This is a genomic window from Bacillus sp. 11B20, assembly GCF_056098985.1.
Map to the genome: position 1 here is coordinate 163,384 of NZ_JBLZWZ010000009.1, position 26,824 is coordinate 190,207.

At 41.6% G+C, this 26,824-nt stretch carries 27 protein-coding genes, 1 pseudogene and 1 riboswitch; of the genes and pseudogenes, 2 read left to right on the forward strand and 26 right to left on the reverse strand.

Features of this window, described 5'->3' with window-relative positions; all coding sequences use genetic code 11:
• The 4 genes from ACN6NB_RS15005 to ACN6NB_RS15020 form a co-directional block, all read right to left on the reverse strand.
• Positions 1–912 (reverse strand): alpha/beta hydrolase, encoded by a 912-nt coding sequence (locus ACN6NB_RS15005; RefSeq protein WP_474253412.1) that lies wholly within the window; start codon positions 910–912, stop codon positions 1–3.
• Positions 913–1,136: 224 nt separating this feature from the next.
• Positions 1,137–1,565 carry a phosphate-starvation-inducible protein PsiE gene (gene psiE, locus ACN6NB_RS15010; RefSeq protein ID WP_039181241.1) on the reverse strand — a complete coding sequence of 143 codons (429 nt, stop codon included), beginning with the start codon at positions 1,563–1,565 and terminating at the stop codon, positions 1,137–1,139.
• Between the two features lie 37 nt (positions 1,566–1,602).
• Entirely contained in the window at positions 1,603–2,916 is a 1,314-nt protein-coding gene (locus tag ACN6NB_RS15015; protein WP_144490139.1) for a HAMP domain-containing sensor histidine kinase, read from the reverse strand.
• Complete coding sequence (locus tag ACN6NB_RS15020; protein WP_144490137.1) at positions 2,897–3,598, reverse strand: response regulator transcription factor; 702 nt, start codon at positions 3,596–3,598, stop codon at positions 2,897–2,899. The genes ACN6NB_RS15015 and ACN6NB_RS15020 overlap by 20 nt, the downstream gene beginning before the upstream one ends.
• A 250-nt stretch (positions 3,599–3,848) precedes the next feature.
• On the opposite strand from ACN6NB_RS15020, the gene ACN6NB_RS15025 reads away from it, so the two are divergent.
• Positions 3,849–5,051 (forward strand): DUF418 domain-containing protein, encoded by a 1,203-nt coding sequence (locus ACN6NB_RS15025; protein WP_144490135.1) that lies wholly within the window; start codon positions 3,849–3,851, stop codon positions 5,049–5,051.
• Between the two features lie 83 nt (positions 5,052–5,134).
• Here ACN6NB_RS15025 and ACN6NB_RS15030 read toward each other — a convergent pair whose 3' ends face one another.
• Positions 5,135–6,067 (reverse strand): helix-turn-helix transcriptional regulator, encoded by a 933-nt coding sequence (locus ACN6NB_RS15030; RefSeq protein ID WP_144490133.1) that lies wholly within the window; start codon positions 6,065–6,067, stop codon positions 5,135–5,137.
• Between the two features lie 81 nt (positions 6,068–6,148).
• On the opposite strand from ACN6NB_RS15030, the gene ACN6NB_RS15035 reads away from it, so the two are divergent.
• Positions 6,149–6,793: an FMN-dependent NADH-azoreductase gene (locus ACN6NB_RS15035; RefSeq protein ID WP_126682292.1), complete on the forward strand. Its 645-nt coding sequence runs from the start codon at positions 6,149–6,151 to the stop codon at positions 6,791–6,793.
• Positions 6,794–6,960: 167 nt separating this feature from the next.
• On the opposite strand, the pseudogene ACN6NB_RS15040 reads toward ACN6NB_RS15035, so the two are convergent.
• The 21 genes and pseudogenes from ACN6NB_RS15040 to ACN6NB_RS15140 form a co-directional block, all read right to left on the reverse strand.
• Positions 6,961–8,800: pseudogene (locus ACN6NB_RS15040) on the reverse strand (alpha/beta fold hydrolase).
• 57 nt (positions 8,801–8,857) lie between these two features.
• Positions 8,858–9,424, reverse strand: a complete 567-nt coding sequence (locus tag ACN6NB_RS15045; protein WP_058838126.1) for a TetR/AcrR family transcriptional regulator — start codon at positions 9,422–9,424, stop codon at positions 8,858–8,860.
• A 324-nt stretch (positions 9,425–9,748) separates the two neighbouring features.
• Positions 9,749–11,146, reverse strand: a complete 1,398-nt coding sequence (sufB, locus tag ACN6NB_RS15050; RefSeq protein WP_017368012.1) for a Fe-S cluster assembly protein SufB — start codon at positions 11,144–11,146, stop codon at positions 9,749–9,751.
• Between the two features lie 17 nt (positions 11,147–11,163).
• Positions 11,164–11,610 carry a Fe-S cluster assembly sulfur transfer protein SufU gene (gene sufU, locus ACN6NB_RS15055; protein WP_039181277.1) on the reverse strand — a complete coding sequence of 149 codons (447 nt, stop codon included), beginning with the start codon at positions 11,608–11,610 and terminating at the stop codon, positions 11,164–11,166.
• On the reverse strand, positions 11,600–12,820 hold the full coding sequence (locus tag ACN6NB_RS15060) for a cysteine desulfurase (RefSeq protein ID WP_064498067.1): 1,221 nt from the start codon (positions 12,818–12,820) through the stop codon (positions 11,600–11,602). Before ACN6NB_RS15060 ends, sufU begins: the two co-directional genes overlap by 11 nt.
• Positions 12,820–14,133, reverse strand: coding sequence for a Fe-S cluster assembly protein SufD (sufD, locus tag ACN6NB_RS15065; RefSeq protein WP_024423399.1), 1,314 nt, complete (start codon positions 14,131–14,133; stop codon positions 12,820–12,822). Before sufD ends, ACN6NB_RS15060 begins: the two co-directional genes overlap by 1 nt.
• An 18-nt stretch (positions 14,134–14,151) precedes the next feature.
• Positions 14,152–14,937 carry a Fe-S cluster assembly ATPase SufC gene (gene sufC / locus ACN6NB_RS15070; RefSeq protein ID WP_007500355.1) on the reverse strand — a complete coding sequence of 262 codons (786 nt, stop codon included), beginning with the start codon at positions 14,935–14,937 and terminating at the stop codon, positions 14,152–14,154.
• Between the two features lie 213 nt (positions 14,938–15,150).
• On the reverse strand, positions 15,151–15,285 hold the full coding sequence (locus ACN6NB_RS15075) for a YuzK family famiily protein (RefSeq protein ID WP_254965641.1): 135 nt from the start codon (positions 15,283–15,285) through the stop codon (positions 15,151–15,153).
• A 215-nt stretch (positions 15,286–15,500) separates the two neighbouring features.
• Entirely contained in the window at positions 15,501–15,869 is a 369-nt protein-coding gene (locus tag ACN6NB_RS15080; protein WP_003212803.1) for a carboxymuconolactone decarboxylase family protein, read from the reverse strand.
• A gap of 103 nt (positions 15,870–15,972) precedes the next feature.
• Positions 15,973–16,794, reverse strand: a complete 822-nt coding sequence (gene metQ, locus ACN6NB_RS15085; RefSeq protein ID WP_024423400.1) for a methionine ABC transporter substrate-binding lipoprotein MetQ — start codon at positions 16,792–16,794, stop codon at positions 15,973–15,975.
• A gap of 14 nt (positions 16,795–16,808) precedes the next feature.
• Positions 16,809–17,477 (reverse strand): methionine ABC transporter permease, encoded by a 669-nt coding sequence (locus tag ACN6NB_RS15090; protein WP_034280845.1) that lies wholly within the window; start codon positions 17,475–17,477, stop codon positions 16,809–16,811.
• Complete coding sequence (locus ACN6NB_RS15095) at positions 17,470–18,495, reverse strand: methionine ABC transporter ATP-binding protein (RefSeq protein ID WP_058838173.1); 1,026 nt, start codon at positions 18,493–18,495, stop codon at positions 17,470–17,472. The genes ACN6NB_RS15090 and ACN6NB_RS15095 overlap by 8 nt, the downstream gene beginning before the upstream one ends.
• Positions 18,496–18,649: 154 nt before the next feature.
• Positions 18,650–18,758: riboswitch (SAM riboswitch) on the reverse strand.
• A 102-nt stretch (positions 18,759–18,860) separates the two neighbouring features.
• On the reverse strand, positions 18,861–19,202 hold the full coding sequence (locus tag ACN6NB_RS15100; protein WP_024423403.1) for an SCP2 sterol-binding domain-containing protein: 342 nt from the start codon (positions 19,200–19,202) through the stop codon (positions 18,861–18,863).
• 120 nt (positions 19,203–19,322) lie between these two features.
• Positions 19,323–19,625: a thioredoxin family protein gene (locus ACN6NB_RS15105; protein WP_024426005.1), complete on the reverse strand. Its 303-nt coding sequence runs from the start codon at positions 19,623–19,625 to the stop codon at positions 19,323–19,325.
• 13 nt (positions 19,626–19,638) lie between these two features.
• On the reverse strand, positions 19,639–19,983 hold the full coding sequence (locus tag ACN6NB_RS15110) for a toprim domain-containing protein (RefSeq protein WP_024423404.1): 345 nt from the start codon (positions 19,981–19,983) through the stop codon (positions 19,639–19,641).
• 131 nt (positions 19,984–20,114) lie between these two features.
• Positions 20,115–20,351, reverse strand: a complete 237-nt coding sequence (locus tag ACN6NB_RS15115) for a YusG family protein (protein WP_039181284.1) — start codon at positions 20,349–20,351, stop codon at positions 20,115–20,117.
• Between the two features lie 44 nt (positions 20,352–20,395).
• The gene (gene gcvH / locus ACN6NB_RS15120) at positions 20,396–20,779 is read right to left on the reverse strand and encodes a glycine cleavage system protein GcvH (RefSeq protein ID WP_008347039.1); all 384 of its coding nucleotides are present in this window, start codon (positions 20,777–20,779) and stop codon (positions 20,396–20,398) included.
• Positions 20,780–20,845: 66 nt separating this feature from the next.
• Positions 20,846–21,202 (reverse strand): arsenate reductase family protein, encoded by a 357-nt coding sequence (locus tag ACN6NB_RS15125; protein ID WP_024423406.1) that lies wholly within the window; start codon positions 21,200–21,202, stop codon positions 20,846–20,848.
• A gap of 111 nt (positions 21,203–21,313) precedes the next feature.
• Positions 21,314–23,095: an acyl-CoA dehydrogenase family protein gene (locus ACN6NB_RS15130; RefSeq protein ID WP_059374996.1), complete on the reverse strand. Its 1,782-nt coding sequence runs from the start codon at positions 23,093–23,095 to the stop codon at positions 21,314–21,316.
• A 14-nt stretch (positions 23,096–23,109) separates the two neighbouring features.
• Positions 23,110–24,285 (reverse strand): acetyl-CoA C-acetyltransferase, encoded by a 1,176-nt coding sequence (locus ACN6NB_RS15135; RefSeq protein ID WP_058838130.1) that lies wholly within the window; start codon positions 24,283–24,285, stop codon positions 23,110–23,112.
• Positions 24,286–24,297: 12 nt separating this feature from the next.
• Positions 24,298–26,685: a 3-hydroxyacyl-CoA dehydrogenase/enoyl-CoA hydratase family protein gene (locus ACN6NB_RS15140; protein WP_126682295.1), complete on the reverse strand. Its 2,388-nt coding sequence runs from the start codon at positions 26,683–26,685 to the stop codon at positions 24,298–24,300.
• Between the last annotated feature and the right edge of the window lie 139 nt (positions 26,686–26,824).

Below are 26,824 nucleotides of genomic sequence, written 5' to 3' on the forward strand. Positions count from 1 at the left end.
TTATAAAATAGGATGATTCCACATTTGGATCGTCCTGCCAATCTGTTTTCCCGCTTCTAATAAAATCGACAAATGGGTATGTCCTTCCAGCACTTGATAGACTGATTGTTTTTTGAGTGGTTCTTTCGGCAGTTCATGATAGGGAAGAAATGTCTCGACGTCATACAGCTCATCCTTGCTGCCTACAAACATGCCATACGGCCGATCCATCTTCGCAAATTGTTTTTTAGGTGCAGATGGGGTTAAGGCAAGAGATAGATTGACAGTGATGGTCGTCAATAGAAGTGGATCCTGCTCGACCACCCATGCAGGATAGTGAAAACGTACGGCTTCAGAATGACTCATCAGACTCCCTTTTGTCATCGCAGACAGAATGAATTTCCATACTTGAACGGTGGCAAAAGGAATTTGATCAGCCCTTGCAGTACCTGACTTATAGCCAAATTCAGGTGCGATGAAAAAGTAACCGTCCACTTCTCTTTTTTTGGGCCAAGACAAGTAGTTAAGCAGCAGGCCTGCTCCCGAAGAATGGCCACAAAGGTAGATGGCACCTTTATGATCCTGTTTAATGGCATCCACAACCTGCGACATATCTTGCCATACATCCGTGACACTAGGTGTATCCCCTTTTTTTCCTTGTGAATGGCCATGGCCTCTTAGATCAAGTAAAAATACATTTACGTGAAAATCATGTTGCAGTGTGTAAGCGATATGCTCATAACCAGCCAAACTATGAGCACCACCGCCATGAATCAAGATCACATTGGCCTGCGTGTTCTTTTCTGATAAAAATGGATAATACGCAAGGCTTGTACCATCATGTGATGAAATGAATTGTCTTTCTGGAATATGTACAGGGGCTGCCTGCTGCATACTTGTAAACGAGAATGCTTCTGTCTTGGTGTGTGTCAATTGATTTCGCTCCTTTAGCCAGAAATGAGAATGACTAAACCGAATTAGTCATCCTCCTCTGCATCCTATTCATTCATATCTTGCAGAGGGAAGGCCTTACTTTTTCTAAAGCATACCATAAGAACATGTCAATGAAGTCGGTGCTTTGTCAAACGCCTTTCATCATACTGTACATCTCTTTATGAATGAACAAAAGACGAACGTCCATCGTTCGTCTTCTTTCCTTACTTCACTTCCTCATGCTCTTGAGCAGCATCTCTTTTGCTCGCGATAAAGAGTGCACAGGTCATAGCAAGAATGGCCAGCGCCCACCAGAAGGTCGATACCGCCTCTTCATGATCAATGATAATTAAACGGATGACTGCTGTGATCCCTATATAAATAAAATAGCGAAGCGGAAAATGAAAGTTAGATTTAAAGTATTTAATAATTAAGGCAATAAACTCAAAGTACATAAAGAAGATCAGCAGTTCCCCAAGCATTCCATAATAGCTTTCTCCTTTATTGAACAGTGTCTTATAAACAAATTGGACAATGTACCATGTTTCACTGATTAAGAGAACACTTAAAGCGATGGCCAAAAAGAACAGACAGATATTGAGAAGGCCTTGTAAGAGATCAGGTATCTTTTGGAAGTTGTTGAATCGTTTCATTGAGTTGTCTCTCCATTCCAGTATATTCATTTGTTTTCTACATTTTGATGTTCCAAAATCGCAGCACGATGTAGTAAACATCGTTCCTTTCTATACTTTCAAACTGCCCGTGCATGCGGGACATCATTCGTTTGATGCTTCGTTCACCAAGTCCAGTACTTTCCTGCGTGTCATTTGTCTCGTTTATCGCATTGCTGATATGGATCTCAAAGATTTCTTGATCGGATAAAAACGTGAGGTTGATATCCTTTTTAGGATCTGCGTATTTCCTTAAATTGGACATCACATTATCAAATACTCGGCCAAGCAGCTCGACATTCACATTGATATAGCTGTCAGGCAGCTCTCCTAAAAGATGAACCTTAAAGTTCTCTTGATGCAGAATGGCCACTTGATCTGACAGGAGATCGTAAATCACCTCTTTGACTGCAACGGTCTCAAGCTCAGATTCATGTTCTTTATCCAGCAGAAAATAGGCAAACAGATTGTCAGACAGATTTTTTAATTGCAGTGCTTTCCCGTAGGCACTCGCTATATATTGATCTTTTTGGGTATCCGCTCCAGTCTCTTCTTTTTTCGCAAACTCCAGATTCATCATCAACGACGTCAGCGGTGTCCTCATATCATGGGACATTTCGGTGACCAAGCTGCGGCTCTCTTCTTGCAGGTCATCAATGGCTTGAAGCTTGTCCAAAAAGGCTTTTCGCAGATCCTCAATACTTTTGGCAATCATCGCTAATTCATCATGCCCTTTTACCGTCATCTCATAGTCCAGCTCTCCGCCTTCAAGAATGTGAATCTCTTGATGAATCGTTTGCAGGTAGCGCAGACTTTTGCGAATGCCAAGAAGAACTATGAGGAGAAATATAAGCGTCGCCCCGAGCAGCTCGAGTGTAAAGGCAAGATCGTGGTAACGAGATGAATAGAAACCATCCACCATGACGCGGCCTTTACCGTCGCTAAACTGAACCGGATACGAATGATGCTTAGCGTACTGGGTCATCCTTTCTTTTCCGTACGCCGATTCATCGGCAGCGGAATAAATAGAGTCATATTGCAGCACTTGATCATTGAAGATGGTCAAATTAATGTAATTCTCTTTTTTCACCCACTCGCCAAACGCTTTTCGATCCGTTGAAGACAGCTCATTCTCAGACACGTAGCGGCTGAATTTTTGAATATACTTGGCTGACTCCTGCTCGTAATACTCGTCTGAACTCAAATATCCATCGATCAAATCATTGGTGATCTTTTGCAGCGTCAAAAAGACAATACCACTTACGATTGCAGCCGCCAAAATCAACAGTGCCAGCTTTTTGGCCAGTGTATATTTACGATGTGGATGTGCCAAATCGATATCCTCTTCCCCATTCAGTTTTGATATATACAGGACGCGCAGGATCATCTTCAATTTTGGCACGAAGCTTTCGAATATGCACCATCACCGTATTGTTGGAACAATAGAAATAGGGCTGTCCCCACACGCTTTCATAAATATTTTGAGCAGAAAATATTTTGTTTCGCCTGCTCATGAGCAGCTTTAACATCCGATATTCTAGATCAGACAGCTTAATTTGCTGGTTTTCTTTCCATACTTCATTAAATTCTTCACTTACCTTCAGCTTACCCCCAACAAGAAAAGTCTCTTCCTTCTCCTTCTTTTCCTGATAGACGGTATACCTGCGTAATTGTGCAATGACTCTAGCATGAAGCTCCTCTTCTGAGAAGGGCTTTGTCATATAATCATCCCCACCGGCAAGTAATCCTTCAGTTTTATCGAATGTGCTCGACTTGGCTGTCAGAAATAGAATCGGAACGTTAGATGAGGCTCTTATGTGCTGGCATGTTTCGATGCCTGAGAGCCCAGGCATCATCACATCTAAAATCACCAAATCGAGCGAGTCATCCACAAGCTTCAATGCTTGCTCGCCATTCATCGCTCTTAGCACCTCATATCCTGCACGTGAAAGGGATTCCTGAAGAAGGTCACCAATATCCTGATCATCTTCTACGACTAATATTCGATGGGTCATGTCTCTCACCTCATGTAATGTGTTGCTCTTTCTTTTATGTCTTTACTATATATCATCTAGCTATGTGAAAAGATACAGCATAAACCTTAACAGTTTATGAATTTAAGAATCTGCCATCAAATGGACACATCCATTTCCAAAAATTCACTTCTTCATAATTTGTTAAGAATTGATCTATATATTGATTCATTGTAAGGATCAATGGTTCGATCCAAATCACATTTATCATAACAGGAAAAGGGGCACGGATATGAATGCAAACAAAGTAGCACACGGACAACCGATGAGTCTGCGAGAAAGGGTTCATTTCTTGGACATCGTACGAGGATTCGCCTTAATGGGGATTATTCTAGTCAATTACTTTTTGATCGTGGATTCGGCCAAGGGATTTGACATGGAGTCAAATGATGTCTTTCACAATGTGGTGAATTGGTTTGCCTCGGGGAAATTCATTACACTGTTTTCCTTTCTATTCGGGGTTGGTTTTATGATTTTTATGGACCGAGCTGCTCAGAAGGTGGACAGCCCAACCAAACTGTTTGCACGCAGGTTAACCATTCTCTTAGGATTTGGCCTTCTGCATTTGACCTTTGTTTGGATTGGTGACATTTTGGCCTATTATGCAGTCGCTGGCTTTTTATTGCTTTTCTTTTACAAACGAACAGCCAAAACCATCCTATACTGGCTGATCACACTCTTTGTGATTCAATTGCTCACACCTATTTTCACGATGCTGTTCAATACCATGAACACAGCATCAGGCAAGCCGGATTTTGCTGATTTCGAGCTGACCAGCCACAACAGTCTGACTTATTTAGCATCTATTGGTGATCGGTGGACAGATATGGTCACAATGGCTTCCAGTTCTTTTTCTACCATCTATTCTATGTTCTTCATGTTTTTACTTGGTGTTTATTTTGTGAAAATGGAGTTTTTCAAAAACATGGAGGCGAAAAAAGCGATTTGGAATCGCATTTGGATCATTTTCACAATCGCATTTCTGATTACACAAAGCAGTACGATCATTACAGCTGTCAATCCTTTTGAAAATACACTCTGGATGAACATAGCCTCTGCCCTTGAACAAAACGGCGGATTAACAGGCAGTATGTTCTATATGAGTACACTTGCGATGCTGTTTCTTCACGTCCCTCAGCTGCGAGGTGCTTTGATGGTCTTTACCAAAGTCGGACGCATGTCACTGACCTGTTATTTGTTTCACTCCATCATTGGCACAATGCTATTTCTGAAATATGGAGCCGGACTTGCCAATCATCTTCAGCCAGCTGGCACGTTCATGATTGGGCTGGGGGTTTATGTCTTCCTAGTGCTCTTCAGTACACTATGGTTAAAGCGGTTTAAATATGGTCCGATGGAGTTTATTTGGCGTCAGCTGACGTATGGGAAGGTCGATGATAAATCGAAAACAAGCACAATGCATGTGGCGAAGTAACTGACATCATAGTAGTTAAAAAGAGTGAGAAAAGGCGAACTTTAATGGTTCGCCTTTTCTGTAGTATATTAGTTTTTTGTGATTCAATACTGGTCAATCACTTCTCGCAATTGATTCAAATAACTTTCTTTCAATTCATCTGGGTATTCAATTTTCACATGTTTCCCGAATGACATCAAATAGTGTGTCATATACGATAATTCTTCTTGATTGTACCCACCCACAATATAAGGAATATGATCAACGATCTCCAATTTCATATTCGGGTAATGATTCTTCAAAAACTTTTCTTTTCCTTGTTCCGTTAATCGACATTTAAATGAGATATCATGATAAGTTTTTTCGTACGCGAGTTGCAGTTCTTTTAATTCTTCCTTCGTAAATGTATCTCTGATTTCTTCTTCAATCATCATGTCCTTCATAAAGTCACATCTATAGATGCCCCACTTTTTATTTTGAACATCATATGCTTGAGTAAACCAAATGCCATTTCGATAAAACAACTCAAGAAATTGCAGCCTCATCCATTTATTTTCATATTGAGTGTAAGTCATCTTCACTATTTGATCTTCCATTATCGCCTGTAAAATCAATTCCAAATGATTTTGTTCACTAACTGGTGCGACATTATAGTAATGAATCACATCCAAAGTCTCCGTAATCATTTGCTTTCTCTCATCAGACATTGTGGCAAACAACTTTTGCCGAATTTGTGAGTAGGATTTTTTAAATGGTGTTGCTGACACCAGGTCTAGCGCTTTAAGAGCGAAAAAAATAGCTTGGACTTCTTCTATATTGAAATAAATAGGAACCAATGGAGATTGATTAACCAATCGATATCCTCCGTGTCTGCCATTTTCAACGTAAAAAGCTAAGCCCATTGACTCTAGCTCTTCTATATCCCTTAAAGCCGTCCTTTTAGAAATGCCAAATTCGGATTGTAACTCCTTTAACTGAAAAGAGTGTTTATCACTTAAAAAAATAAGTTCTTGGTTTAATCGTTCTGATTTTTTCATTTGTTTCCCTCTTAAAAAGGTGACTTCTTTTGTCACCTTTATCATTTATACTCAGCTTATCAAAAGAAAAGGAGCATGTACATGCAAACATTAATCATTAACGCGCACCCAGATTTCACTCATCGAGAAAGTTATTCAAACAAACTGCAAACACTATTTTTAACACAATTTAAAGAAAGGTTTCCTCATGAAGAACCAACCATTTTACATTTATATGGAACTGAAATCCCTCGTATCGAAAAAGAACAGCTGCTAGGAATTTGGGATAAGCAAGCATCCAAACAAGCATTAACGGCTGCCGAGGAAAAAATCGCCGCTGCTTCATCTGCTTTATTGGCTCAATTCAAAGCACATCATCGAATTGTGATCGTGTCACCTGTTCATAATTTCAATGTGACTTCACGAATGAAAGATTATATAGATAATATCTTTATTGCGAGAGAAACGTTCAAATATACAGAAAGTGGTTCTGTTGGTCTGATGACTGACGATTATCGTGTACTTTTACTTCAAGCAAGCGGCTCAATTTTCACAAATAACGATCGATATACACCTCTGGAATTTTCACATCATTACCTAAAAGAAATATTCCAAAACTTGATGGGCTTTCAACAATTTCATATTGTCCGAGCACAAGGAACAGCGATTTTAGAGCAAGATGCCATCTTACAATCCGCATCTGATGATATGACGAAAACCTTAGAGGAGTTTTATGCACCTAGTTAACTTCTATTTAATCAAAAAGACCCAAAACGAAAAATCGTGCATTTTTTGATAAAAATCACCTTTTTCGTTTTAGGGTGCTATAAAATCTTTCAGTTGATGTACATCGGCGAGACCCCAAGCACTGCGACTTCATTTCAATTACGACATACTTTATTTATGCCACATTCTCAACTGCTAGTAAGACTATTATTTATAACCAATACTGCCGTTTCACGCGGATGGCTAAGAGGAAAATGATGGCCATACGGAACTAAATCAACCTTACCAAGATGCGATGGAGCAGAATAGCCTTTGTCATACTCCCCCCAAATCATGTGAAGATTATGCTTTGTTGCTTCATTGAAATCACCGTGATCGTTTTTCAATAGTAAATGGCTAAGCTGAACCGTCGTATTTAAAATTCTAGGAGAAGTAAAGCTGTTTCTGATTTTTTCAATATAATGTTCAGGGATGCTCTCCGTCCTTTCAAACAAACCATTACTTAATAAATAACGCTCTATCATTTTAGAAGTTGCTAATTTTAATGTCCATTTGTTCATCCATTGTGGAACATTTAGCGATTTAGCATTTTCTTTAGCAACAGGCGGCTGAAGTAAAGTGATTGAATACTTCTTATCTATGTACCCTTGTCCCAATGCTTCAAGTAAGATAAATGCACCGAATGAATGACCAATGAGATGTGCACCATTTGTCGCTTTCTCAAATAACTTTTTCACTACATTCAAGTAGATATCTAGAAGGTTTTTCTCTCGTTTAAAAGGAGATCGTCCCAAGCCAGGAAGATCCAAGATCCATACAGGTTGACCCGTTTTTTCATGAAGCTCTTGCGCTAAAGGAAATAAATCCTCTCCATCACTCAATAAACCATGTAATAAAATAAACGGTTTCCCTTCTCCTTGTAATTGGTAAAGGGTGTTGTTATCGCATAATGTTCGCTCAAATACATGATAATGCTCACCATGTTGATCCATCATTCGATAATCCAGATCAGCTACTACGGCAGGGATAAAGTTCATGACACTCGTCTTCTTAAACCAATACCCTCCCATTATGTTTTTCACTGAAGCATTTGAAAATGTTCGTTTAGTCATAAAATTGAGTCCATCAGAAGGAATGTTTGTTATTTTACTTACTCCACTTTTCATTATTGTTTTCATAAGCGGCATTGGGACAGAGATTTTGGGTGCCCTCATATTCATACTTTCCGACATCACACTTAATAATTCAGCAATGTTCGGATCGTTCTCTTTGTCTTCAACAAGTGTATATGTTTGAATAGCCGGCTGTTCGATCCTGAGAACCTGCACAATAAATTTTGCAAAGTGGCAGCCTATATCCCTTACCTCCAGGAATCACCGGCATGAGCCCTCTTCGTATACTCGTCACAAGCAAACCTAATCCTGCTATCTGCTCTGTACTCCCTGTTTTACTACTGCCGACTATAGTTGGCGGATTAATGACAGACAGCGGATAACCTAGTGCTGTGGCCTGTTGACGGATATAAAGGTCTGCTAAAAATTTTGTTCTCTCATATGGATTTTTGATTTTCAAATAATTGTTTCCTTCTTTAAACACATCAATGGCAATCCTGCTATTTTCATCATCAAAGGGACTCATATAACCGACAACATGAATAAAATGCTGCAAGCCCTTCAATTGATGAATACTTTTAGCTAATTCACCAATATATTTGGCGCCATTTAAAAAGACGGAAGCTGCCTCGTTACTTGTCGCTTGAATATCCATGGGGCCTCCTGCGTGAATCAGCACATCCGTTTTCAACACCATCTCCATATCTTTAGCACTTAGACCTAAATCTACTTTCGTTAAATCACCTTCAATAAAGTGCATCACTTCCTGTTTTAAAATGCCTCTTTCTTGAAAAATACGTGTTGCTTTACTTTTCGACCTCACTAAAAGAAGAATGTTCACATCCTCTTTGGCTAATTCTTCGACTAATTGCTTTCCAATAAAGCCTGTTCCACCTGTTAAAAATACTGTTTTCATATAAAGTCTCCTTTTTAGTACTACTTAGTACTAATTTGATGTAAAAAAAATGCTTCTTTATCGAAGCAAGTTAAATAAATGATCTGCTGTTTTTGTGATGACAGTGGCATCCTTCAATGTTTCTGAAATAAATAACGCTCCTTCAAGATTTGTAATAAAAAGTGATGCCACCTCATCAATATGAATCGTATTTCGGAATTCCCCGCTCTCTACACCTTGTTTCAGTAATAGAGAAACTTTCTTTTGTAATCCTGTGAAAAAAAGACCTATTTTTTCTTTTATTTGCGTGGCCTGTGCAGGACTTTGAATATAAAGAGTAATAAATGGACAGCCGCCCTTATACTCTCTCGACTGAACGCCTTGTGATAATTGCTTTAAAAACAGTTGGATACGATCTTCAACTGAAAATTGGGTCTGAGAAATTACGTCGTCTATTGCAGCTTGATACATGTCAATCCAATAATCAACGACCCCTGCTAATAATTCCTCCTTATTAGAAAAGTGATAATACACATTAGACTTTGACACTTTGCTTACACGTACCAATTCATCCATACTTGTATAAGCAAACCCTTTTTCCAAAAATAATGTTGCAGCTACTTCAAGCACACGTTTTTGATTCATTAATTTTACCTTTGTCATAATTAGAACTATACAGTACTAATTTAAATGTTGCAAGTATTTATGTTCATTTAGAAATAAGTTTGATTCCACAGAAAAATATGATGGCTTTAATGATGATGATATTGGAGGGATGGATCTGACTTCACGAACTAAATACATCTGTCGTTTCATCATGAATGTGAATAAGAGCCATTTGTTGAGGATGAACACTGTATATCTCTCCACATTCACATAAAAAAACACAACGCCATGAAGGCTTAATTAACAAGTGGTATCACTCGAAATTAAATGCCTTCAAAAAGCGTTGTGCATCAATATTCTTTATTAACCAATAGAACCTTCCATTTCAAACTTAATCAAGCGGTTCATTTCAACGGCGTATTCCATTGGCAGTTCTTTTGTGAATGGCTCGATGAAGCCCATAACGATCATTTCTGTTGCTTCTTCTTCAGAAATTCCGCGGCTCATCAAGTAGAATAGCTGCTCTTCTGATACTTTCGATACTTTTGCTTCGTGCTCTAATGAAATGTTGTCGTTTAAGATTTCATTGTAAGGGATCGTATCAGATGTTGATTTGTTATCCATGATGAGTGTGTCACACTCGATGTTTGAGCGTGCACCTTCTGCTTTGCGTCCGAAGTGAACGATTCCGCGGTACGTTACTTTACCGCCTTGTTTCGAAATTGATTTTGATACGATCGTTGAAGATGTGTTTGGTGCAAGGTGAATCATTTTCGCACCTGCATCTTGGTGCTGACCTTTACCTGCAAGGGCAATACTTAATGTCATACCACGAGCGCCTTCACCTTTTAGGATGACTGCTGGGTATTTCATTGTCAGCTTAGAACCGATGTTTCCATCAATCCATTCCATTGTTGCATTCTCTTCACAAATCGTACGTTTTGTCACAAGGTTGAAGACGTTGTTTGCCCAGTTTTGAATCGTTGTATAACGGCAGTAGCCGCCTTTTTTGACGATGATTTCAACAACCGCACTGTGAAGTGAGTTTGTTGTGTAAACTGGAGCCGTACAGCCTTCTACGTAATGCACATGTGCGCCTTCGTCAACGATGATCAGTGTACGCTCAAACTGACCCATGTTTTCAGAGTTGATACGGAAGTATGCTTGAAGTGGAGTATCTACTTTTACGCCTTTTGGTACGTAGATAAATGACCCACCAGACCATACAGCCGAGTTAAGCGCAGCAAATTTGTTGTCAGTCGGAGGAATGACTTTTGCCCAGTGCTCACGGAAGATGTCTTCGTTCTCTTTTAATGCGCTGTCTGTATCTTTAAACACAATTCCTAGATCTTCAAGATCTTGTTTCATGTTGTGATACACAACTTCAGATTCATACTGAGCAGATACACCTGCTAAATATTTTTGCTCTGCTTCTGGGATACCAAGCTTATCAAAGGTTTGTTTGATTTCTTCTGGTACTTCATCCCAAGAACGCTCAGAGCGCTCAGATGGCTTTACGTAGTACGTAATTTCATCAAAGTTTAATGCATTTAAATCTCCGCCCCATTGTGGCATCGGCATGTTGTAAAAGTGCTCAAGAGATTTCAAACGGAAGTCGAGCATCCACTGAGGCTCTTCTTTCATACGAGAAATTTCTTCAACGATCTCTTTTGTCAGTCCGCGCTCTGAACGGAAAATGGAAACGTCTTTATCAGAAAAGCCGTATTTATATTCACCAACATCTGGCATTTTTTTAGCCATCCATTTTCACTCCAATCTTATGATTTGCCGTTATCTTCGGCAGATGCGCCTTTTTCAAGCGCCTTCCAGGATAATGTTGCACATTTGATGCGGGCTGGGAATTTTGCCACTCCCTGCAGCGCTTCAATGTCACCAAGATCAATGGAATCGTCGTATTCTTTTCCTTGCATCATATCGGAGAAAATCCGAGACATTTTCAAAGCAGTTTCAATATCTTTCCCTTTAATCGCCTGCGTCATCATTGAGGCAGATGCCATCGAAATCGAGCATCCTTCTCCTTCAAATTTCGCATCAGTGACTTTTTCGTCTTCAATTTTCATCGTAAGACGAATACGGTCACCACACGTTGGGTTGTTCATATCGACGACAATGCTGTCGTTTAACACACCTTTGTTTCTCGGATTTTTATAATGATCCATAATCACTTGTCTGTACAGTGTGTCTAAGTTTACATTAAAAGACATTCGTAAAATACTCCTTTGTCTTACGGAGCGCTGCAATGAGTAGATCAATCTCTTCTTCTGTATTATACAGGTAGAAGCTTGCTCTTGCAGTCGCTGATACACCAAGCCATTTCATGAGCGGCTGTGCACAGTGGTGTCCAGCACGAATGGCGACACCTTCCGTATCCAGAACAGTTGACGCATCATGCGGATGGACGTCGTCTAAGTTAAACGTCACAAGCCCAGCTCGGTGCTGCGGTCCATAAACAGTCGCACCTTCAAGCTCCTTAAAGCGCTCAAGCGCGTAAGTGGCAAGCTGATGCTCGTAACGGCTGACTTCCTCCATACCGATGTCATTTAGGAAGTCAATTGCTTTTCCTAGTCCAACTGCTCCAGCAATAATCGGTGTTCCCGCTTCAAATTTCCACGGCAGCTCTTTCCATGTGGAATCATACAAATCCACAAAGTCGATCATTTCACCGCCAAACTCAGCAGGCTCCATATTATTCAACAGGTCCTTCTTCCCGTAAAGCACACCGATGCCAGTCGGTCCACACATTTTATGCCCAGAGAATGCGAAAAAGTCACAATCTAGATCCTGAACATCAATTTGCATGTGCGGAGTGCTTTGTGCACCGTCGACGACAATGATTGCCCCATGTTCGTGGGCAATTTTGGCGATCTCTTTAATCGGGTTGATGGTTCCTAATACGTTTGAGACATGTGTGACAGCGACGATTTTCGTTTGATGTGTGATCGTTTGCTTCACATCTTCAAGCGATAGCGTGCCGTCTTCCTGTAACGGAATGTATTTCAATGTGGCGCCAGTTGCTTTCGCTGCTTGCTGCCAAGGGATGATATTCGCATGATGCTCCATATGCGTAATGACAATCTCATCGCCTTCTTTGAGGTTGGCTCTAGCATAGCTGATCGCCACTGTGTTTAGTGCAGTTGTTGTACCTCTAGTAAAAATAATCTCCTGGACAGATGAAGCACGGATGAATGCACGAACTTTCTCTCTCGCACCCTCGTATGCGTCCGTTGCTCTTGTGCCAAGGGTATGAACACCCCGGTGGACGTTCGAGTTGTAAGACCGGTAATACTCATTCATTGCATCAATGACCACTCTTGGTTTTTGAGAAGTCGCTGCACTGTCCAAATACACCAAATCATGTCCGTTCACTTGCTGATGAAGGATTGGAAATTGCTCACGAACGTCTTTGATATTCATTATTTTACTTTCCTTTCAATTACAGAAATCAGCTGCTTTTTAACTCCTTCAATCGGCAGTTCTTTCACAACTGGATTTAAGAAGCCGTAAATCACAAGTCTTTCTGCATCTTCTTTGGAAATTCCACGGCTCATGAGGTAGTACAATTGAATTGGATCGACACGTCCAACAGAAGCAGCGTGCCCTGCTGTCACATCATCTTCATCAATTAATAGAATTGGGTTTGCGTCACCGCGTGCTTTCTCACTCAGCATGAGGACACGTGATTCCTGCTCTGCATTTGACTTTGTTGCGCCATGCTCGATTTTGCCAATTCCGTTAAAGATAGAGGATGCTTGATCCTTCATCACACCATGCTTCAAGATATACCCTTCAGAGTTTTTACCGAAGTGGATGATGCTTGTTGTGAAGTTTTCAGTTTGGTTTCCTCGGCCGACAACAACTGATTTCGTATCACCGAATGTACCGTCGCCCATCAGTTTTGTGATGTTTTCAGACACGACATCTCCATCATTCATCAGGCCAAGCGCCCATTCGATTTTACTGTCACGGCCATTTGCCATACCGCGTCTGTTCACATATACTGTGACACCTTCTGCAAGGTTATCTACAGCGCCGTATGTGACGCGGGCGTTTGCGCCTGTGAATACTTCAGAAACGATATTGAAGATTGCTTCTTCTGGTTTTGCTGTACTGATGTAGTTTTCTACATATGTCACAGCACTATGATCGTCTGCTACGACGATGACATGGTTGAACAATGTCGTTTCGTCATTTTCATGAAGATAAACAGCTTGAATTGGTGCTTCAAGCTCAACGTTTTTCGGAACATAGAGGAAAGCTCCGCCATTGACTAAAGCAGCGTGTAAAGCTGTTAGTTTATGCTCATCCACTTTCACTGCATCTGTCATGAAGTATTGTTTCACTAAATCTCCATGCTCACGAATCGCTGTATGAAGATCCGTGAAGATCACACCTTTGTCTTTCGCTTCAGCTGAAAGAGACAAATAGGCCGGCGTTTGATCACGCTGAATGTAAACTGTCTTATCTGTGTCCTCTAAATCAATAAGAGATTTCACTTCTTCTGGAAGCTCTTCTAATGATCCAAATGGTGCACTTTCGACTGTATGCTGTTTGAAATTCGTTAAATTCCATTTTGAAATATTCGTTTTGTCAGGCTTTGGCATTGGGAGGTCTTCTGCTTTTTCAAGAGCCTGTAAGCGAAGGGAGCTCATCCATGCCGGTTCCTGATGCTTCTCGGAGAAGCTTTTGACATAATCTTGATCTACTGATAATTTCGTTTCTAATGTCATCAATAATCCTCCTAACGCTTACGCTTCTTGACCAACAGTTTCGTCTTCAATTCCTAACTCTTTTTTAATCCAGTCATAGCCTTCTGCTTCTAGACGCTGTGCGAGTTCTGGTCCGCCAGATTTCACGATACGACCTTGCATCATGACATGAACGTGATCTGGTGTGATGTAATTCAGTAGACGCTGATAGTGAGTGATCATTAAGCAGCCAAAGCTTTCGCCGCGCATTTTGTTAATTCCTTTAGAAACAACTTTCAGGGCATCGATATCAAGACCAGAATCGATTTCGTCAAGGATGGCGATCTTTGGTTCAATCATCATTAATTGAAGAATTTCGTTGCGTTTTTTCTCCCCGCCTGAGAAACCTTCGTTTAGGTAGCGCTGTGCCATATCTGGATCCATTTCAAGGAACTCCATGTTTTCGTCCATTTTGCGGATGAATTTCATAAGAGAGATTTCATCGCCTTCTTCTCTGCGTGCGTTAATAGCAGAACGAAGGAAGTCAGCATTTGTGACACCGCTGATTTCAGATGGGTATTGCATCGCAAGGAAAAGACCAGCTTGAGCGCGCTCATCTACTTCCATTTCAAGAACATCTTCGCCATCAAGCAAGATGCTGCCTTTTGTTACTTCATATTTAGGGTGACCCATAATTGCAGCAGATAAAGTAGATTTACCTGTTCCGTTTGGTCCCATTACTGCGTGGAATTCTCCACCTTTTATCTCGAGGTTTACACCCTTTAAGATTTCTTTCCCTTCAATCTCAACGTGCAAGTCCTTAATTGTTAATGTCGAAGCAGTCATATATCGATACCTCCAAAATAATCATTATTCTCAATTTATTCTCATTCTAATTTTATAACAAATTAAAACTGAATACAACACATTCACGATAAGCGTGAGAGGATGCTCTCAAAATTCTAACAAAAAAAGCAGGTAGATAAAAGGATTTATGTCGAAAAGACTGTTTTCATAAAGAAAGGGCGGGAAACTGTTCTCCCCGCCCCTCAGCTATTATTAGCCTCTTATATTCATTTTTGCGAGCTGTCTTTTCTCATCTCGATAGGACTGCTCTCGTTTATATTCCACTTTCATCCTTAAGTCATGGTCTCTTTCGTACTCTGCATAGCTCATGCCATGAGCTTGATGCATGGCCTTTTCCATCTCGGCGGTATAATCCAATCCCAGTGTACTATGGTCCGAACAAATAATAAACCATTCCCTTCCTTGAGTGTAGCTTTATTGTAGCAAACGTATGCGGCTTCACTCAAAAGGGATATGACGCTCTATGACGTCATATTTTCTCACACATTCGGTTGAGAAGTACTCAACTCCTTGATATGGAAAAATACCTTGTTTTCCTTCTTTTAATGCGTCTGTCCTCCAAATTCATCAATACATTGCTGAACGACAGTGATTCCTTGGCTTAGTGCTGCCCCGCCGCCAAAAGCTGCCGCCACGCTCACAACCTCTAGCAGATTCTCTTCTGTCGCCCCTTGATCGAGCGCTCCCTTTGTATGATAAATCATGCAGTATTCATCCTGTGCATGAATACTGATGCCGAGGGCAATCATTTGTTTTTCCTTTTGCGTTAATGAATCGCTTTGAAAGCACTGCTCCGTAAATTCATTAAATTTCTTTCCAAACACCGGCATTTTCTTCTGGAATTCACCCATTGCGGTTTTATAATCAGTCAGTGATTGCTGCATGGATCCGCTCATATGCTGTTCATTCATTTTGATTCCATCCCTTCAGGTCATTTGTACGTTTTTATTATGAGCGAGATTTGAAAAAATACACAAAAAACCTCGCTTTGAAAGAAGCGAGGTCGAAATGTTGTTATTCAGATACAGGCAATACTGCACCGTCATATTTTTTGTCGATGAATTCTTTGATTTTATCAGAATGAAGAACTTCCATTAATGCCTTGATCTTATCTGATTTTTCGTCACCTTTGCGAACCGCAACGATGTTTGCATATGGGTTGTTCTTTGTTTGCTCAAGTTCGATTGAATCTTTTTTCGGATTCAATTTATTTTGGATCGCATAGTTGACGTTGATAAATACAGCATCGCCTTCACTGTTTTCATAAGCTTTCGCAGTTAATTCAGGCGCGATTTTTTTGAATTTTAGGTTCTTTGGGTTTTCTTTAATGTTCTTTACTGTTGCGTTGATTGTATCAACCTTTGGATCAAGCTTGATGACACCAGCATTTTGCAGAAGGGCAAGCATACGACCTTGTTCAGCTACGTTGTTTGTCATGATGATTGTTCCGCCGTTTGGAATATCTTTTACTGATTTGTATTTCTTAGAGTAGATACCGAAAGGCTCAAGGTGAACCGCACCAGCACTCACTAGGTTATAATCTTTGTTTGATTTATTTTCTTCGTTTAAGTAAGGGATATGTTGGAAAAAGTTCGCATCCACTTCTTTTTCAGCTAACGCTTTGTTGTACATTTTATAATCGCTAAGTACTTTCACTTTTAAATCGTAGCCTTTTTCTTTTAGAAGTGGTTTTGCTTCTTCAAGAATTTCGGCATGCGGCGTTTTTGAAGCGGCAACCGTAATGGTTTTGCTTTCACTTGCGTTATTAGATGAACCGCACGCAGCTAAAATACCTGCAAATGCTAGAAATAGTGCACTTAGAATCAATTTCTTCATGAATAAATCCTCCCTTAACGTTTATCAATTTTATTTGTAATCAAATCACCGATTATTTGAATAATAAAGACGATGATCAGAATAAACACAGTGGCTACAAGTGTGACATCTGTATTACCAGATTGGTACCCTTCCACATAGGCGAGGTCACCAAGTCCGCCTGCTCCAATTGCACCTGCAATCGCAGTAGAGCCAATTAGAGCAATCGCTGTTACGGTAATACCTGAAATAAGGGCTGGCAATGATTCTGGCAGTAATACTTTGAAAATGATTGTCGACGTTTTTGCTCCCATTGATCGTGCTGCTTCAATGACTCCTTTGTCTACCTCACGCAGTGCAATTTCGACAAGACGTGCATAGAATGGAGCTGACCCTATGACAAGGGCAGGGAGTGCTGCATTAGGACCAAGAATCGTATGCATTAAGAATTTCGTGAACCCTAGTAAAAGAATAATTAAAATGATAAAAGGAATCGATCTGAAAATGTTGACGACAGCGCCGATGACAGCATTAATCGGTTTATTTTCCCAAAGACCGCCTTTACTCGTTAGAAAGAGTAATAGTCCAAGGATAATACCAATGGCAAAGGCAAATGCCAATGAAATCAGTGTCATATACACCGTTTCACCTGTTGCACTCCAGATGACGTCTAAATCAACGTTCGGAAACCATTTCTCAAACATGTGTCATCACCTCGATTTCAACCTGTTTGCTTTGGATATAGGCGATGGCTTTTTCTACCTCAGTCTCTTCTCCATTAATGTGGATAAAGAGTGTTCCAAACGCGCCTTCCTGCGTTTGAGAAATCTTCCCTTGAAGGATGTTCACATCAACATGAAACGATCGAATGATTTCTGTGATCAGTGGCTGCTCGGCAGAATCACCGATAAAGGACAACCGTACGACCTGACCTTCTTTTACTCGCTCTAGGACGTGCTCGATTGTTTCTTTCGCTTCCTCTGGTTCCGCAAGCTGTTTCACAAATCGCTTCGTCATTTCTTCCTTTGGCTGTCTGAAGACGCGTAATACTTCGCCTTCTTCAACAATACGTCCATTTTCCATGACTGCGACGCGATGACAAATTTTGCGAATGACGTGCATTTCGTGTGTAATGAGCACAATCGTGAGCCCTAGTCGTTTATTAATATCGGCCAAAAGCTCAAGGATTGAATCGGTCGTTTGCGGATCTAGCGCAGATGTCGCTTCGTCACATAGAAGAACCTTTGGATCATTCGCTAATGCTCTCGCAATGCCGACACGCTGTTTTTGCCCGCCGCTAAGCTGAGACGGATACGCATTTTCTTTTCCTTCTAAACCGACCAATTTAATCAGTTCATTCGCACGCTCTCTCCGTTTCGATGTCGGTACACCTGCGATCTCAAGCGGGAACATAATGTTTTGTCTCACCGTTCTTGACCAAAGTAAATTAAAGTGCTGGAAGATCATGCTGATTTCTTGTCTTGCTTTCCGAAGTTTCGCATTCGATACTTCATTGATCCGGTTGCCTGCCACTTCAACAATTCCTTCTGTTGGCAGCTCCAGACCGTTTAATAGGCGAATAAGCGAGCTTTTTCCTGCACCGCTATACCCGATAATTCCGAATATTTCACCTTTATCAATATCCAAGTTGACGTCTTTCACGGCATCAACATTTCCGCTTTTTGAATGATACGTTTTTGATACATTCTGTAAATGAATCACAGTCTGATCACCTGCTTTCTTGCTGAATCTATAGGTTTCCATCACATACGTTATTTATTCTTCTTTCTGTCATGACTCTAGCCTGACGTCAGGTCAGTAAAAAAGACCTAACTGCAACGCAAGCAGAAAGGCCTTTTATGTCAATTACGCCTTTCTCTCATCTTTCAAAGCGCTGCGGCTTTGAGTGAATTGGCACCAATTTCAGCTATGCTGACGGTTGCCGGGTTTCATAGGGCACGTCCCTCCACCTCTCTTAATAAGAGAAAATATGTTGTTTTATGTGATGTTCATGTTTTTACTAACGTAGAATATCATGCTATCTGAGATATGTCAACGCTGTAAATCGCTAATTTCCAAGTAAACAACTACGTTATCATTTTTCGAAAAAAACCGTTCGTCAGCCAAAGCACTGCCTCTAGTCTAAGGAGCGCACGGAATGACCCTTTGACTTTGACTTGTCCTCTGCTGATTAACTGCTGTAAGGACATATCTCCATCTAATAATTGTAGAATCTCTTTCCTCTCACCATAAAAGATGAGATCCGATAACTCAATTGCAGGTAGTTTCTTCACTTCACCACGTTCATCCACAATCAATGTACAAGAGTCAGTTTCCGCCTCAAATGTAATCTTCAAGGATGATGATGAGAGCAGCGGTTTTAATAATAAACGCTGCCCTGTGTTACCATGGGCTTTCACATTTTCCACATGTATAACCTCCCTGTCATTTGGTTATACATAACATTTCTCTACAAACATCTTCTTGTCCTTTATAAATAACTCGACAAATTTTCAAATGAATTTCTTGAAATATGACAAAAAACCGCTTTATTTAGCGGTTTCAATCATTTCATGAAGATATGGAACTGAGTGAAAGGCATAGCCTTTTTGCACCAATTCTCCTTTTTTAAACAGTAGAAAGCAAGGAACACTCTCGATCTCAAATGCTTTTGCAAAGCCTGGTGAATAGTTTAAATTGTTTTCGTAAAATGGTACATCCGGCTGCATGGCGTCTACGACTGCCAGCATTTTCTTTGCCAGCTGGCATGTTCCGCAAAACGGTGTATATAAGTATAAAAGAAATAAATCGTCCTCTATCTCTTTGAATTCGTGTTCTTCAATCTCTTTCATAATACGTCCACCCTCATAAATATTTCGAATGAACATCAATGTTTGCAGCTAATAGGATAGATGCAATGTGGGCTGACGGTGAAGCGGCCACTTCGCGGTACGTTCTGTCGACAAAAAGATGAAGTGCTTCAGGGAATTCTTTTCGAAATTGCTTCCGCAGTTTGTCGCCTGCATCGTCACTGTCTGCTAATATGTAAACGTCTTTCCCCACTAAATCGTCCACAAGCTGGTCCAGCTTCGATGTACTGATCGTGCCATTGGTGCAAATGATGGTAACAGGTTCACTTATGACTTCTTTCAGCTTTTGTTTGTCTGTTTTACCTTCTACAATGATGACCTTTTCTATCTCGACATTCATCACGATCACCCGGCCCTTTTGACGTTGATTCACTTCTTCCTTAGATTACAATCTTTCATTCAGGTTGTAAAGATTGGGCGCCTCGTCATCAAAAAGACTGCAGTTTTTGTTCACTGCAGTCTCCTCTGTGATTAGCACCACCCATTTTCATCGTCACAGTCTACATATTTTTCTGTCCCATCGGTCAATGTATCCGTTAGACGATAAAAACGATTTTGATCATAGGAATATCCCGATTTCAGCTCATATTGGTTTTCACTAATCATTGTGCCAATCTCTTCATTTTGATGATAAAGCACCATGCCGCTTTCTTTGAATCGTCCAGTGACATGCTCTGTTATATCCACCTGTTCTTTTTGAAAAGACAAATTGGACACCCCCCATAAAGGTAGAGTGTCCAATTTCACATGAATTAGTCTTCTTTTGTCATTTCTTCATATTGCTCAGCAGTCATTAAGTTCTCGATTTCAGATGCATCAGCTGGTTCTACAACGATCATCCATGCTTTTTCATATGGAGAGTCGTTGACGAATTCTGGGCTGTCATCCAGCTCATCGTTCACTTCGACGATTGTGCCATTGATCGGTGCATAAAGTTCAGAAACTGTTTTCACTGATTCTACACTTCCGAAAGGCTCGTCCGCTGTGATTTTGTCTCCTACTTCAGGAAGCTCAACGAACACGATATCGCCAAGCTCAGATTGAGCAAAATGCGTAATACCGATACGCACCTTATCTCCTTCTACTTTGACCCATTCATGTTCTTCTGAATAACGTAAATCTTTTGGTGTGCTCATTCAATACCCCTCCAGTCTTTTCTTACAATCTATATTGAAGATACCACAATCTGAATGAAAGTTACATCATTTCCAGACGCTTTTAAATGTATCTTCGTTAAATCCAACTGTTACTCGTTTACCGTCTGTTGTAATCGGGCGCTTGATCAGCATTCCGTTAGACGCGAGTAATTCTAGCTGCTCGTCCTCTGACATTGCAGGAAGTTGATCTTTCAGCTGCAGCTCCCGGTATTTTTGTCCGCTTGTATTAAAGAATTTCTTCAGCTCTAAACCGCTTTTTTCGTAAAGGGCTTTTAATGTTTCTTTATCAGGCGTCTCTTCGACGATATGTATGCTGTTGATGTCTTTATTGTGTGCTTCAAGCCACTTTTTTGCTTTTCGGCATGTACCGCAAGATGGGTATTCGTAAAAATCTAAAGCCACCATTTTCACCTCCTGCAAATTGTGACAACATTTTATCACAAAATATTTTAAAAACCTAAATGTATGCTTACAAAAAGGTGCGGAGTGATATCCGCACCTTTTAAGCCATCCTTATACGATATATTTCTCTGCTTCAAAGATTCGTTTTGCCACTTCACGCTTTTTGGCGATGACATTGATTGGAGTAAATCTTGTCAGCTTGCGAAGGGCTGACAGGCTCATGCGGAGTGAATCTCCTTCCTCCATCGCAATCAAGGATTCTTTTGCATGGGCTTCAATCTTTAAGAAAGCCTCCTGCGTGAAAATTTGTGTGTAAGCCAGCTTTTGAGCGTTCTTTTCTGCGCCTGATGCAGCGACTGCCTTTTCCGTACGCAGAATTGCTGATTCAGCAGCAAATATTTCATTGACTATATCGGCTATGTTCACAAGAATTTCTTGCTCTTTGTCTAAGGTTTTCCCGTATTTCATGGCTGCCATACCAGCCACCATTAAGGCGACCTTTTTCGCATGGACGAGCAAATATTTTTCTTGATCGAGCGGCTGATCGCCTGGCTCTTCCGGCATCATCATCATTAGCTCTTCCTGTAAGGTCTGCGCTTTTTGAAGCAGCGGAAGCTCTCCTTTCATCGCTTTCTTCAAGAATGTACCTGGTACAAGCAAACGGTTGATTTCGTTTGTCCCTTCAAAGATCCGGTTAATTCGTGAGTCGCGATAGGCTCTTTCGACCTCGTATTCTTGCATGAATCCATATCCGCCGTGAATCTGCACGCCTTCATCCACAATATAATCTAATGTTTCAGAGCCAAGGACTTTACAGAGAGAGCATTCAATCGCATATTCCGCAATGGATTGAGCAATTTGTTTGCCGTCTTTTTGCTCTTCGTCACTTAATAGACCCATCCGCTGTTCAAATAATCCAACCGTACGGTAAACAGCACTTTCCATCGCATAGAGCTTTGCTGACATATTGGCTGCTTTTTCACCAATTAAGCTGAATTGAGAAATTGGTGTTTTGAACTGCTTACGCTGGTTCGCATATTCTGCCGACAATTGAATGACGCGCTTTGATGCACCGATTGTGCCAACTGCCAGCTTATAGCGTCCGATATTTAAAATGTTAAAGGCAATCACATGTCCTCTGCCGGCTTCACCAAGCAAATTCTCCTTCGGTACTTGGGCATCTTCAAGAATTAATGTTCTCGTCGATGATCCTTTAATGCCCATCTTTTTCTCTTCAGGTCCCGTTTTGACACCTGGAAAATCCTTTTCGACAATAAAAGCAGAGAAGTGTTCACCATCAATCTTCGCATACACAACAAAGACATCGGCAAATGCGGAGTTTGTGATCCACTGCTTTTCTCCATTGAGGACATAATGGGTACCTGCTTCATTCAGAACCGCAGTTGTTTTTGCTCCAAGAGCGTCAGAGCCTGATCCTGGCTCAGTGAGTGCGTACGCCGCAATGGTTTCACCAGAGGCGAGTCCTGGCAGGTACGTTTCCTTTTGCGCTTGATTTCCGAAGAGCACGATCGGCAGAGAACCAATACCGACATGAGCGCCATAGGAAAGTGAGAAACTGCCTGCTCTAGCGAATTTTTCAGTAATGATTGCTGAACTGATTTTATCCAATCCAAGCCCGCCGAATTCTTCAGGTACATCGGCTCCTAGAAGGCCAAGCTCACCAGCCTTTTTGAGAAGCCTGACCGAATGCTCGAACTCATGGTTTTCAATTTGATCTATATGCGGAACCACATCTTGTAAAATATAATCCTCTGTTGTCTTTCCAATCATTTGATGTTCATCAGAGAAATCCTCCGGTGTAAAGATATGCTCATAATTCGTCTCATCAATTAAAAAGCTTCCACCCTTTTTTACATCTTCCAATGCTTTCATCCTGATTTCCCCCTTTAGATCAATTCAAAAATGCCTGCTGCTCCCATGCCCCCGCCGATACACATTGTGACAATGCCAAATTGCTCGTTTCGCCGTTTCATTTCATGAATAAGTGACAGCGTTAGTTTCGTTCCTGTACAGCCGAGCGGATGTCCAAGCGCAATTGCCCCGCCGTTGACATTCACTTTTTCTTCATCAATTCCTAAATGGCGAATGACTTGAATTGCCTGAGAGGCAAACGCTTCGTTTAATTCAAACAGACCAATATCCTTCAGCTCAAGTCCAGCGATTTTCAGCGCACGCGGTATGGCTTCAACCGGACCGATTCCCATCACCTCAGGCGGTACACCGCCAACAGCAAATGCTCTGAATTTAGCGAGCGGCTGAAGAGAAAGTGAGGATGCTTTCTCGCGGTCCATCATCATCACACACGCAGCCCCGTCACTTGTTTGAGACGAGTTCCCTGCAGTCACCGTACCTTTTGTCGAAAAGGCTGGACGCAAAGTGGAAAGAATCTCTTCCGTTGTACCTGCTCTCACACCTTCATCCTGTGAGAACGTGAATTGATGCTCTTCTAATTGATATTGTTCTCCTATCCGCCGGTCTGTTACATCAACGGGCACAATTTCATCAGAAAACTTCCCTTCTTGAAGTGCCTTTGCTGCCTTTTGATGACTCCTCACCGCAAAGGCGTCCTGATCTTGACGTGTGACCTGATACTTTTGCGCCACTTGCTCTGCCGTGTGCCCCATGCTCATGTAGTATTCAGGTGCTTGCTCTGCCAAGAGGGCATTCGGACGAATGGAATGCCCCATCATCGGCACCTGCGACATCGATTCGACTCCTCCGGCTAAAATCGTGTCTGCCTGCCCGAGCATAATTCGTTCACCCGCATAAGCGATAGACTGAAGACCAGACGAGCAGTAGCGGTTTATGGTGATGGCAGGTACCGTATAAGGCAGTCCCGCTAATGCTCCAATATTCCGGGCCACATTTAACCCCTGCTCTGCTTCTGGCGTTGCACAGCCAATGATCAAATCATCTATTTGACCGTCGTATTCACCGGCACGCTTTAACGTTTCTTTTACACATAATGCGCCCATATCATCAGGCCGGACATGTTTTAACGATCCTTTTTTCGCCTTCCCTACTGGTGTTCTTGCGCCAGCGACAATGACTGCTTCTCTCATTTTGACTCCCCCTTAGTTACGTAAAGGTTTTCCTTTGACGAGCATGTGCTGCATACGTGCCTGTGATTTCGCTTCTCCTACAAGACTTAAAAAGGCTTCTCTTTCAAGCTCTAATAAGTATTGCTCCTCTACCTCTGTTCCAAATGGCAGTTTCCCGCCGGAAATGACATGAGCTAATTTTTTTACAATGGTCATGTCATGCTCTGAAATGTATCCAGACAGTCTCATATTTTCAGCAGCCAAAATCATCGCTGCATAGCCTGTTTCTCCCATGACCGGCACCTTTTGCTTGAGCGGCGCGCGATAACCGGCTTCATCAAGAGAGAGCACCAGTTGTTTTGCATCATAGATCAGGTGATCCCCGTTCATACTAATTCGGTCGCTCACGCGGAGCATGTTCATATCCCGCGCTTCCTCAGCTGAAGTTGATACTTTTGCCATTGCAATTGTTTCAAATGTTTTTAGCGTGGCATCCTGTATAGCCGTCTGCGACGGCTTCGCTGATCCTTGCAGGTGACGAAGATATAATTCTTTATTTCCACCGCCCCCTGGAATCAGTCCAACTCCCGCTTCCACAAGTCCCATGTAAGTTTCGCTGGACGCCTGTATAGCCGCTGCCGGCAGACAAACCTCCGTACCGCCTCCTAATGTCATCCCAAACGGTGCGGCTACAACTGGGCGGTCGCTATATTTCACCTTCATCATCGCCTGCTGGAAGCGCCTGATCACAAAGTCAATTTCAAAGAAATTGTCGTCCTGTGCTTCCATTAAAATCAGGGCAAGGTTGGCGCCAACACAGAAGTTCTTCCCTTGGTTTCCGATGACAAGCCCTTTGTAATTCTTTTCCGTCTCATCAACAGCGCGATTGATCATATCAATGACATCTAGTCCAATGGCATTGCTTTTAGAGTGAAATTCGAGCAAGGCGACATCATCACCAATATCAATCAGGCTCGCACCAGAATTTTTGAAGATGACGTCCTGTTTCTTTTTCAATCTAGCTAAAGAAATATGTTTGTCGTTCCCTTTTTCCTGTACGTAAGCCCCATCCTGATAAAACGCACGCTCTCCATCAGCATTCTCTTGATAGAATGTGTCGTGTCCTTTTGACAGCATGTCTTGCACCCATGCTGGGATGCTGTGGCCTTCTGCTTCCATGCGCTCGGCGGCTTTTTTGACGCCTATTGCATCCCACAGCTCAAATGGGCCGTGCTGCCAGCCGAATCCCCATTTCATTGCGTTATCGATGGACTGAATATCATCCGCAATTTCGCCTTTTAGATGCGCTGAATAAAGAAGTACGGGCGCTGTCATATTCCAAAGCAATTGCCCTGCACGGCCATCTTGATAAATAAGCGCTTTCAACTTTGCTTTTGTTCCCTTTTGCTGTTTCGCCATCTCAATGCCTGGATCTTTGAGCTTTGTGCGCTCTCCATATGTGAGCGTCACTGGGTCAAGCTCTAAAATGACCTTGCCATTTTTTTGATAAAATCCTTGTCCTGCCTTGCTGCCAATCCATCCTTTTTCAAGCATTCTTTCAATAAACTCAGGCAGCTGGAAAATCTCTTTTTCCTTTCCTTCTACCTGTTCATAGACGTTTCGTGCCACATGAGAAAATGTGTCAAGCCCCACTACATCGAGTGTACGGAAGGTCGCACTTTTCGGTCTTCCAATGAGGGGTCCTGTGACTGAATCCACTTCTCCAATGGTGTATTTGTTCTCAAGCATTTCACGCACTGTGACAAGAAGCCCATACGTGCCAATGCGGTTTGCAATAAAGTTCGGTGTGTCTTTTGCTTCAACCACACCTTTGCCGAGTACATCCTCGCCAAACGTTTTCATAAATGACAGTACTTCTGGATCTGTTTCCTGAATAGGAATGATTTCTAAGAGTTTTAAATAACGAGCTGGGTTAAAAAAATGTGTGCCTAAAAAGTGGCGTTTAAAATCATCTGATCGCCCTTCTGCCATTTTTTCAACCGAAATACCAGATGTATTGCTCGAAACGATGCTTCCTTCTTTGCGGTGTTCGTCGATGAGAGAGAATACGTGTTGTTTGATGCTGAGCTTTTCAGTGACGACTTCAATGATCCAGTCAGCATCGTGTAATAAGGAAAGGTGGTCTGTGAGATTTCCCGGTGTGATGTATGATAGGTTTTTTGCTGAAGTAAGAGGTGCTGGCTTTTGCTTTAACAATTTTTTCATCGCTTCTTGACTTAATCGATTCCGAACACTAGGGTGATCAAGCGTTCTCTTTTTCGCCGTTTCTTCCTTTGTCAGTTCATTTGGCACAATATCTAGCAGTGTTACTGGTATCCCGATATTGGCTAGATGCGCAGCAATGCCTGAGCCCATGACACCTGAACCAATGACAGCCGCCTTGCGAATATGTTTGCCCATAAATATCCCCCTAAACATTTTGAATGAACAGTCATTCATTTTTTGTCCAAAAAAAAGCAATGCCTCTTTCTTTATCTTAAAAGATTTTCCGAAACAGTTCAATAGCGGATTTCAAAAATTTACACATTCTCATGTGCCT

What these genes read in the sequence shown, in the direction of transcription:
- ACN6NB_RS15060 (WP_064498067.1), bottom strand. Translation starts at nt 12,820, where the DNA reads ATGAATATCAAAGACGTTCGTGAGCAATTTCCAATCCTTCATCAGCAA.
- sufC (WP_007500355.1), bottom strand. Translation starts at nt 14,937, where the DNA reads ATGACTGCTTCGACATTAACAATTAAGGACTTGCACGTTGAGATTGAA.
- ACN6NB_RS15135 (WP_058838130.1), bottom strand. Translation starts at nt 24,285, where the DNA reads ATGAGAGAAGCAGTCATTGTCGCTGGCGCAAGAACACCAGTAGGGAAG.
- ACN6NB_RS15140 (WP_126682295.1), bottom strand. Translation starts at nt 26,685, where the DNA reads ATGGGCAAACATATTCGCAAGGCGGCTGTCATTGGTTCAGGTGTCATG.
- gcvH (WP_008347039.1), bottom strand. Translation starts at nt 20,779, where the DNA reads ATGAGCACACCAAAAGATTTACGTTATTCAGAAGAACATGAATGGGTC.
- metQ (WP_024423400.1), bottom strand. Translation starts at nt 16,794, where the DNA reads ATGAAGAAATTGATTCTAAGTGCACTATTTCTAGCATTTGCAGGTATT.
- ACN6NB_RS15080 (WP_003212803.1), bottom strand. Translation starts at nt 15,869, where the DNA reads ATGAATGAACAGCATATGAGCGGATCCATGCAGCAATCACTGACTGAT.
- sufB (WP_017368012.1), bottom strand. Translation starts at nt 11,146, where the DNA reads ATGGCTAAAAAAATGCCAGATGTTGGTGAATATAAATACGGCTTTTCT.
- ACN6NB_RS15090 (WP_034280845.1), bottom strand. Translation starts at nt 17,477, where the DNA reads ATGTTTGAGAAATGGTTTCCGAACGTTGATTTAGACGTCATCTGGAGT.
- ACN6NB_RS15130 (WP_059374996.1), bottom strand. Translation starts at nt 23,095, where the DNA reads ATGAAAGCATTGGAAGATGTAAAAAAGGGTGGAAGCTTTTTAATTGAT.
- ACN6NB_RS15045 (WP_058838126.1), bottom strand. Translation starts at nt 9,424, where the DNA reads ATGAATCAAAAACGTGTGCTTGAAGTAGCTGCAACATTATTTTTGGAA.
- sufU (WP_039181277.1), bottom strand. Translation starts at nt 11,610, where the DNA reads ATGTCTTTTAATGTAAACTTAGACACACTGTACAGACAAGTGATTATG.
- sufD (WP_024423399.1), bottom strand. Translation starts at nt 14,133, where the DNA reads ATGACATTAGAAACGAAATTATCAGTAGATCAAGATTATGTCAAAAGC.
- ACN6NB_RS15025 (WP_144490135.1), top strand. Translation starts at nt 3,849, where the DNA reads ATGAATGCAAACAAAGTAGCACACGGACAACCGATGAGTCTGCGAGAA.
- ACN6NB_RS15105 (WP_024426005.1), bottom strand. Translation starts at nt 19,625, where the DNA reads ATGAAAGAGATTGAAGAACACGAATTCAAAGAGATAGAGGACGATTTA.
- ACN6NB_RS15035 (WP_126682292.1), top strand. Translation starts at nt 6,149, where the DNA reads ATGCAAACATTAATCATTAACGCGCACCCAGATTTCACTCATCGAGAA.
- ACN6NB_RS15075 (WP_254965641.1), bottom strand. Translation starts at nt 15,285, where the DNA reads ATGCATCAAGCTCATGGCATGAGCTATGCAGAGTACGAAAGAGACCAT.
- ACN6NB_RS15110 (WP_024423404.1), bottom strand. Translation starts at nt 19,983, where the DNA reads ATGAATGTCGAGATAGAAAAGGTCATCATTGTAGAAGGTAAAACAGAC.
- psiE (WP_039181241.1), bottom strand. Translation starts at nt 1,565, where the DNA reads ATGAAACGATTCAACAACTTCCAAAAGATACCTGATCTCTTACAAGGC.
- ACN6NB_RS15020 (WP_144490137.1), bottom strand. Translation starts at nt 3,598, where the DNA reads ATGACCCATCGAATATTAGTCGTAGAAGATGATCAGGATATTGGTGAC.
- ACN6NB_RS15030 (WP_144490133.1), bottom strand. Translation starts at nt 6,067, where the DNA reads ATGAAAAAATCAGAACGATTAAACCAAGAACTTATTTTTTTAAGTGAT.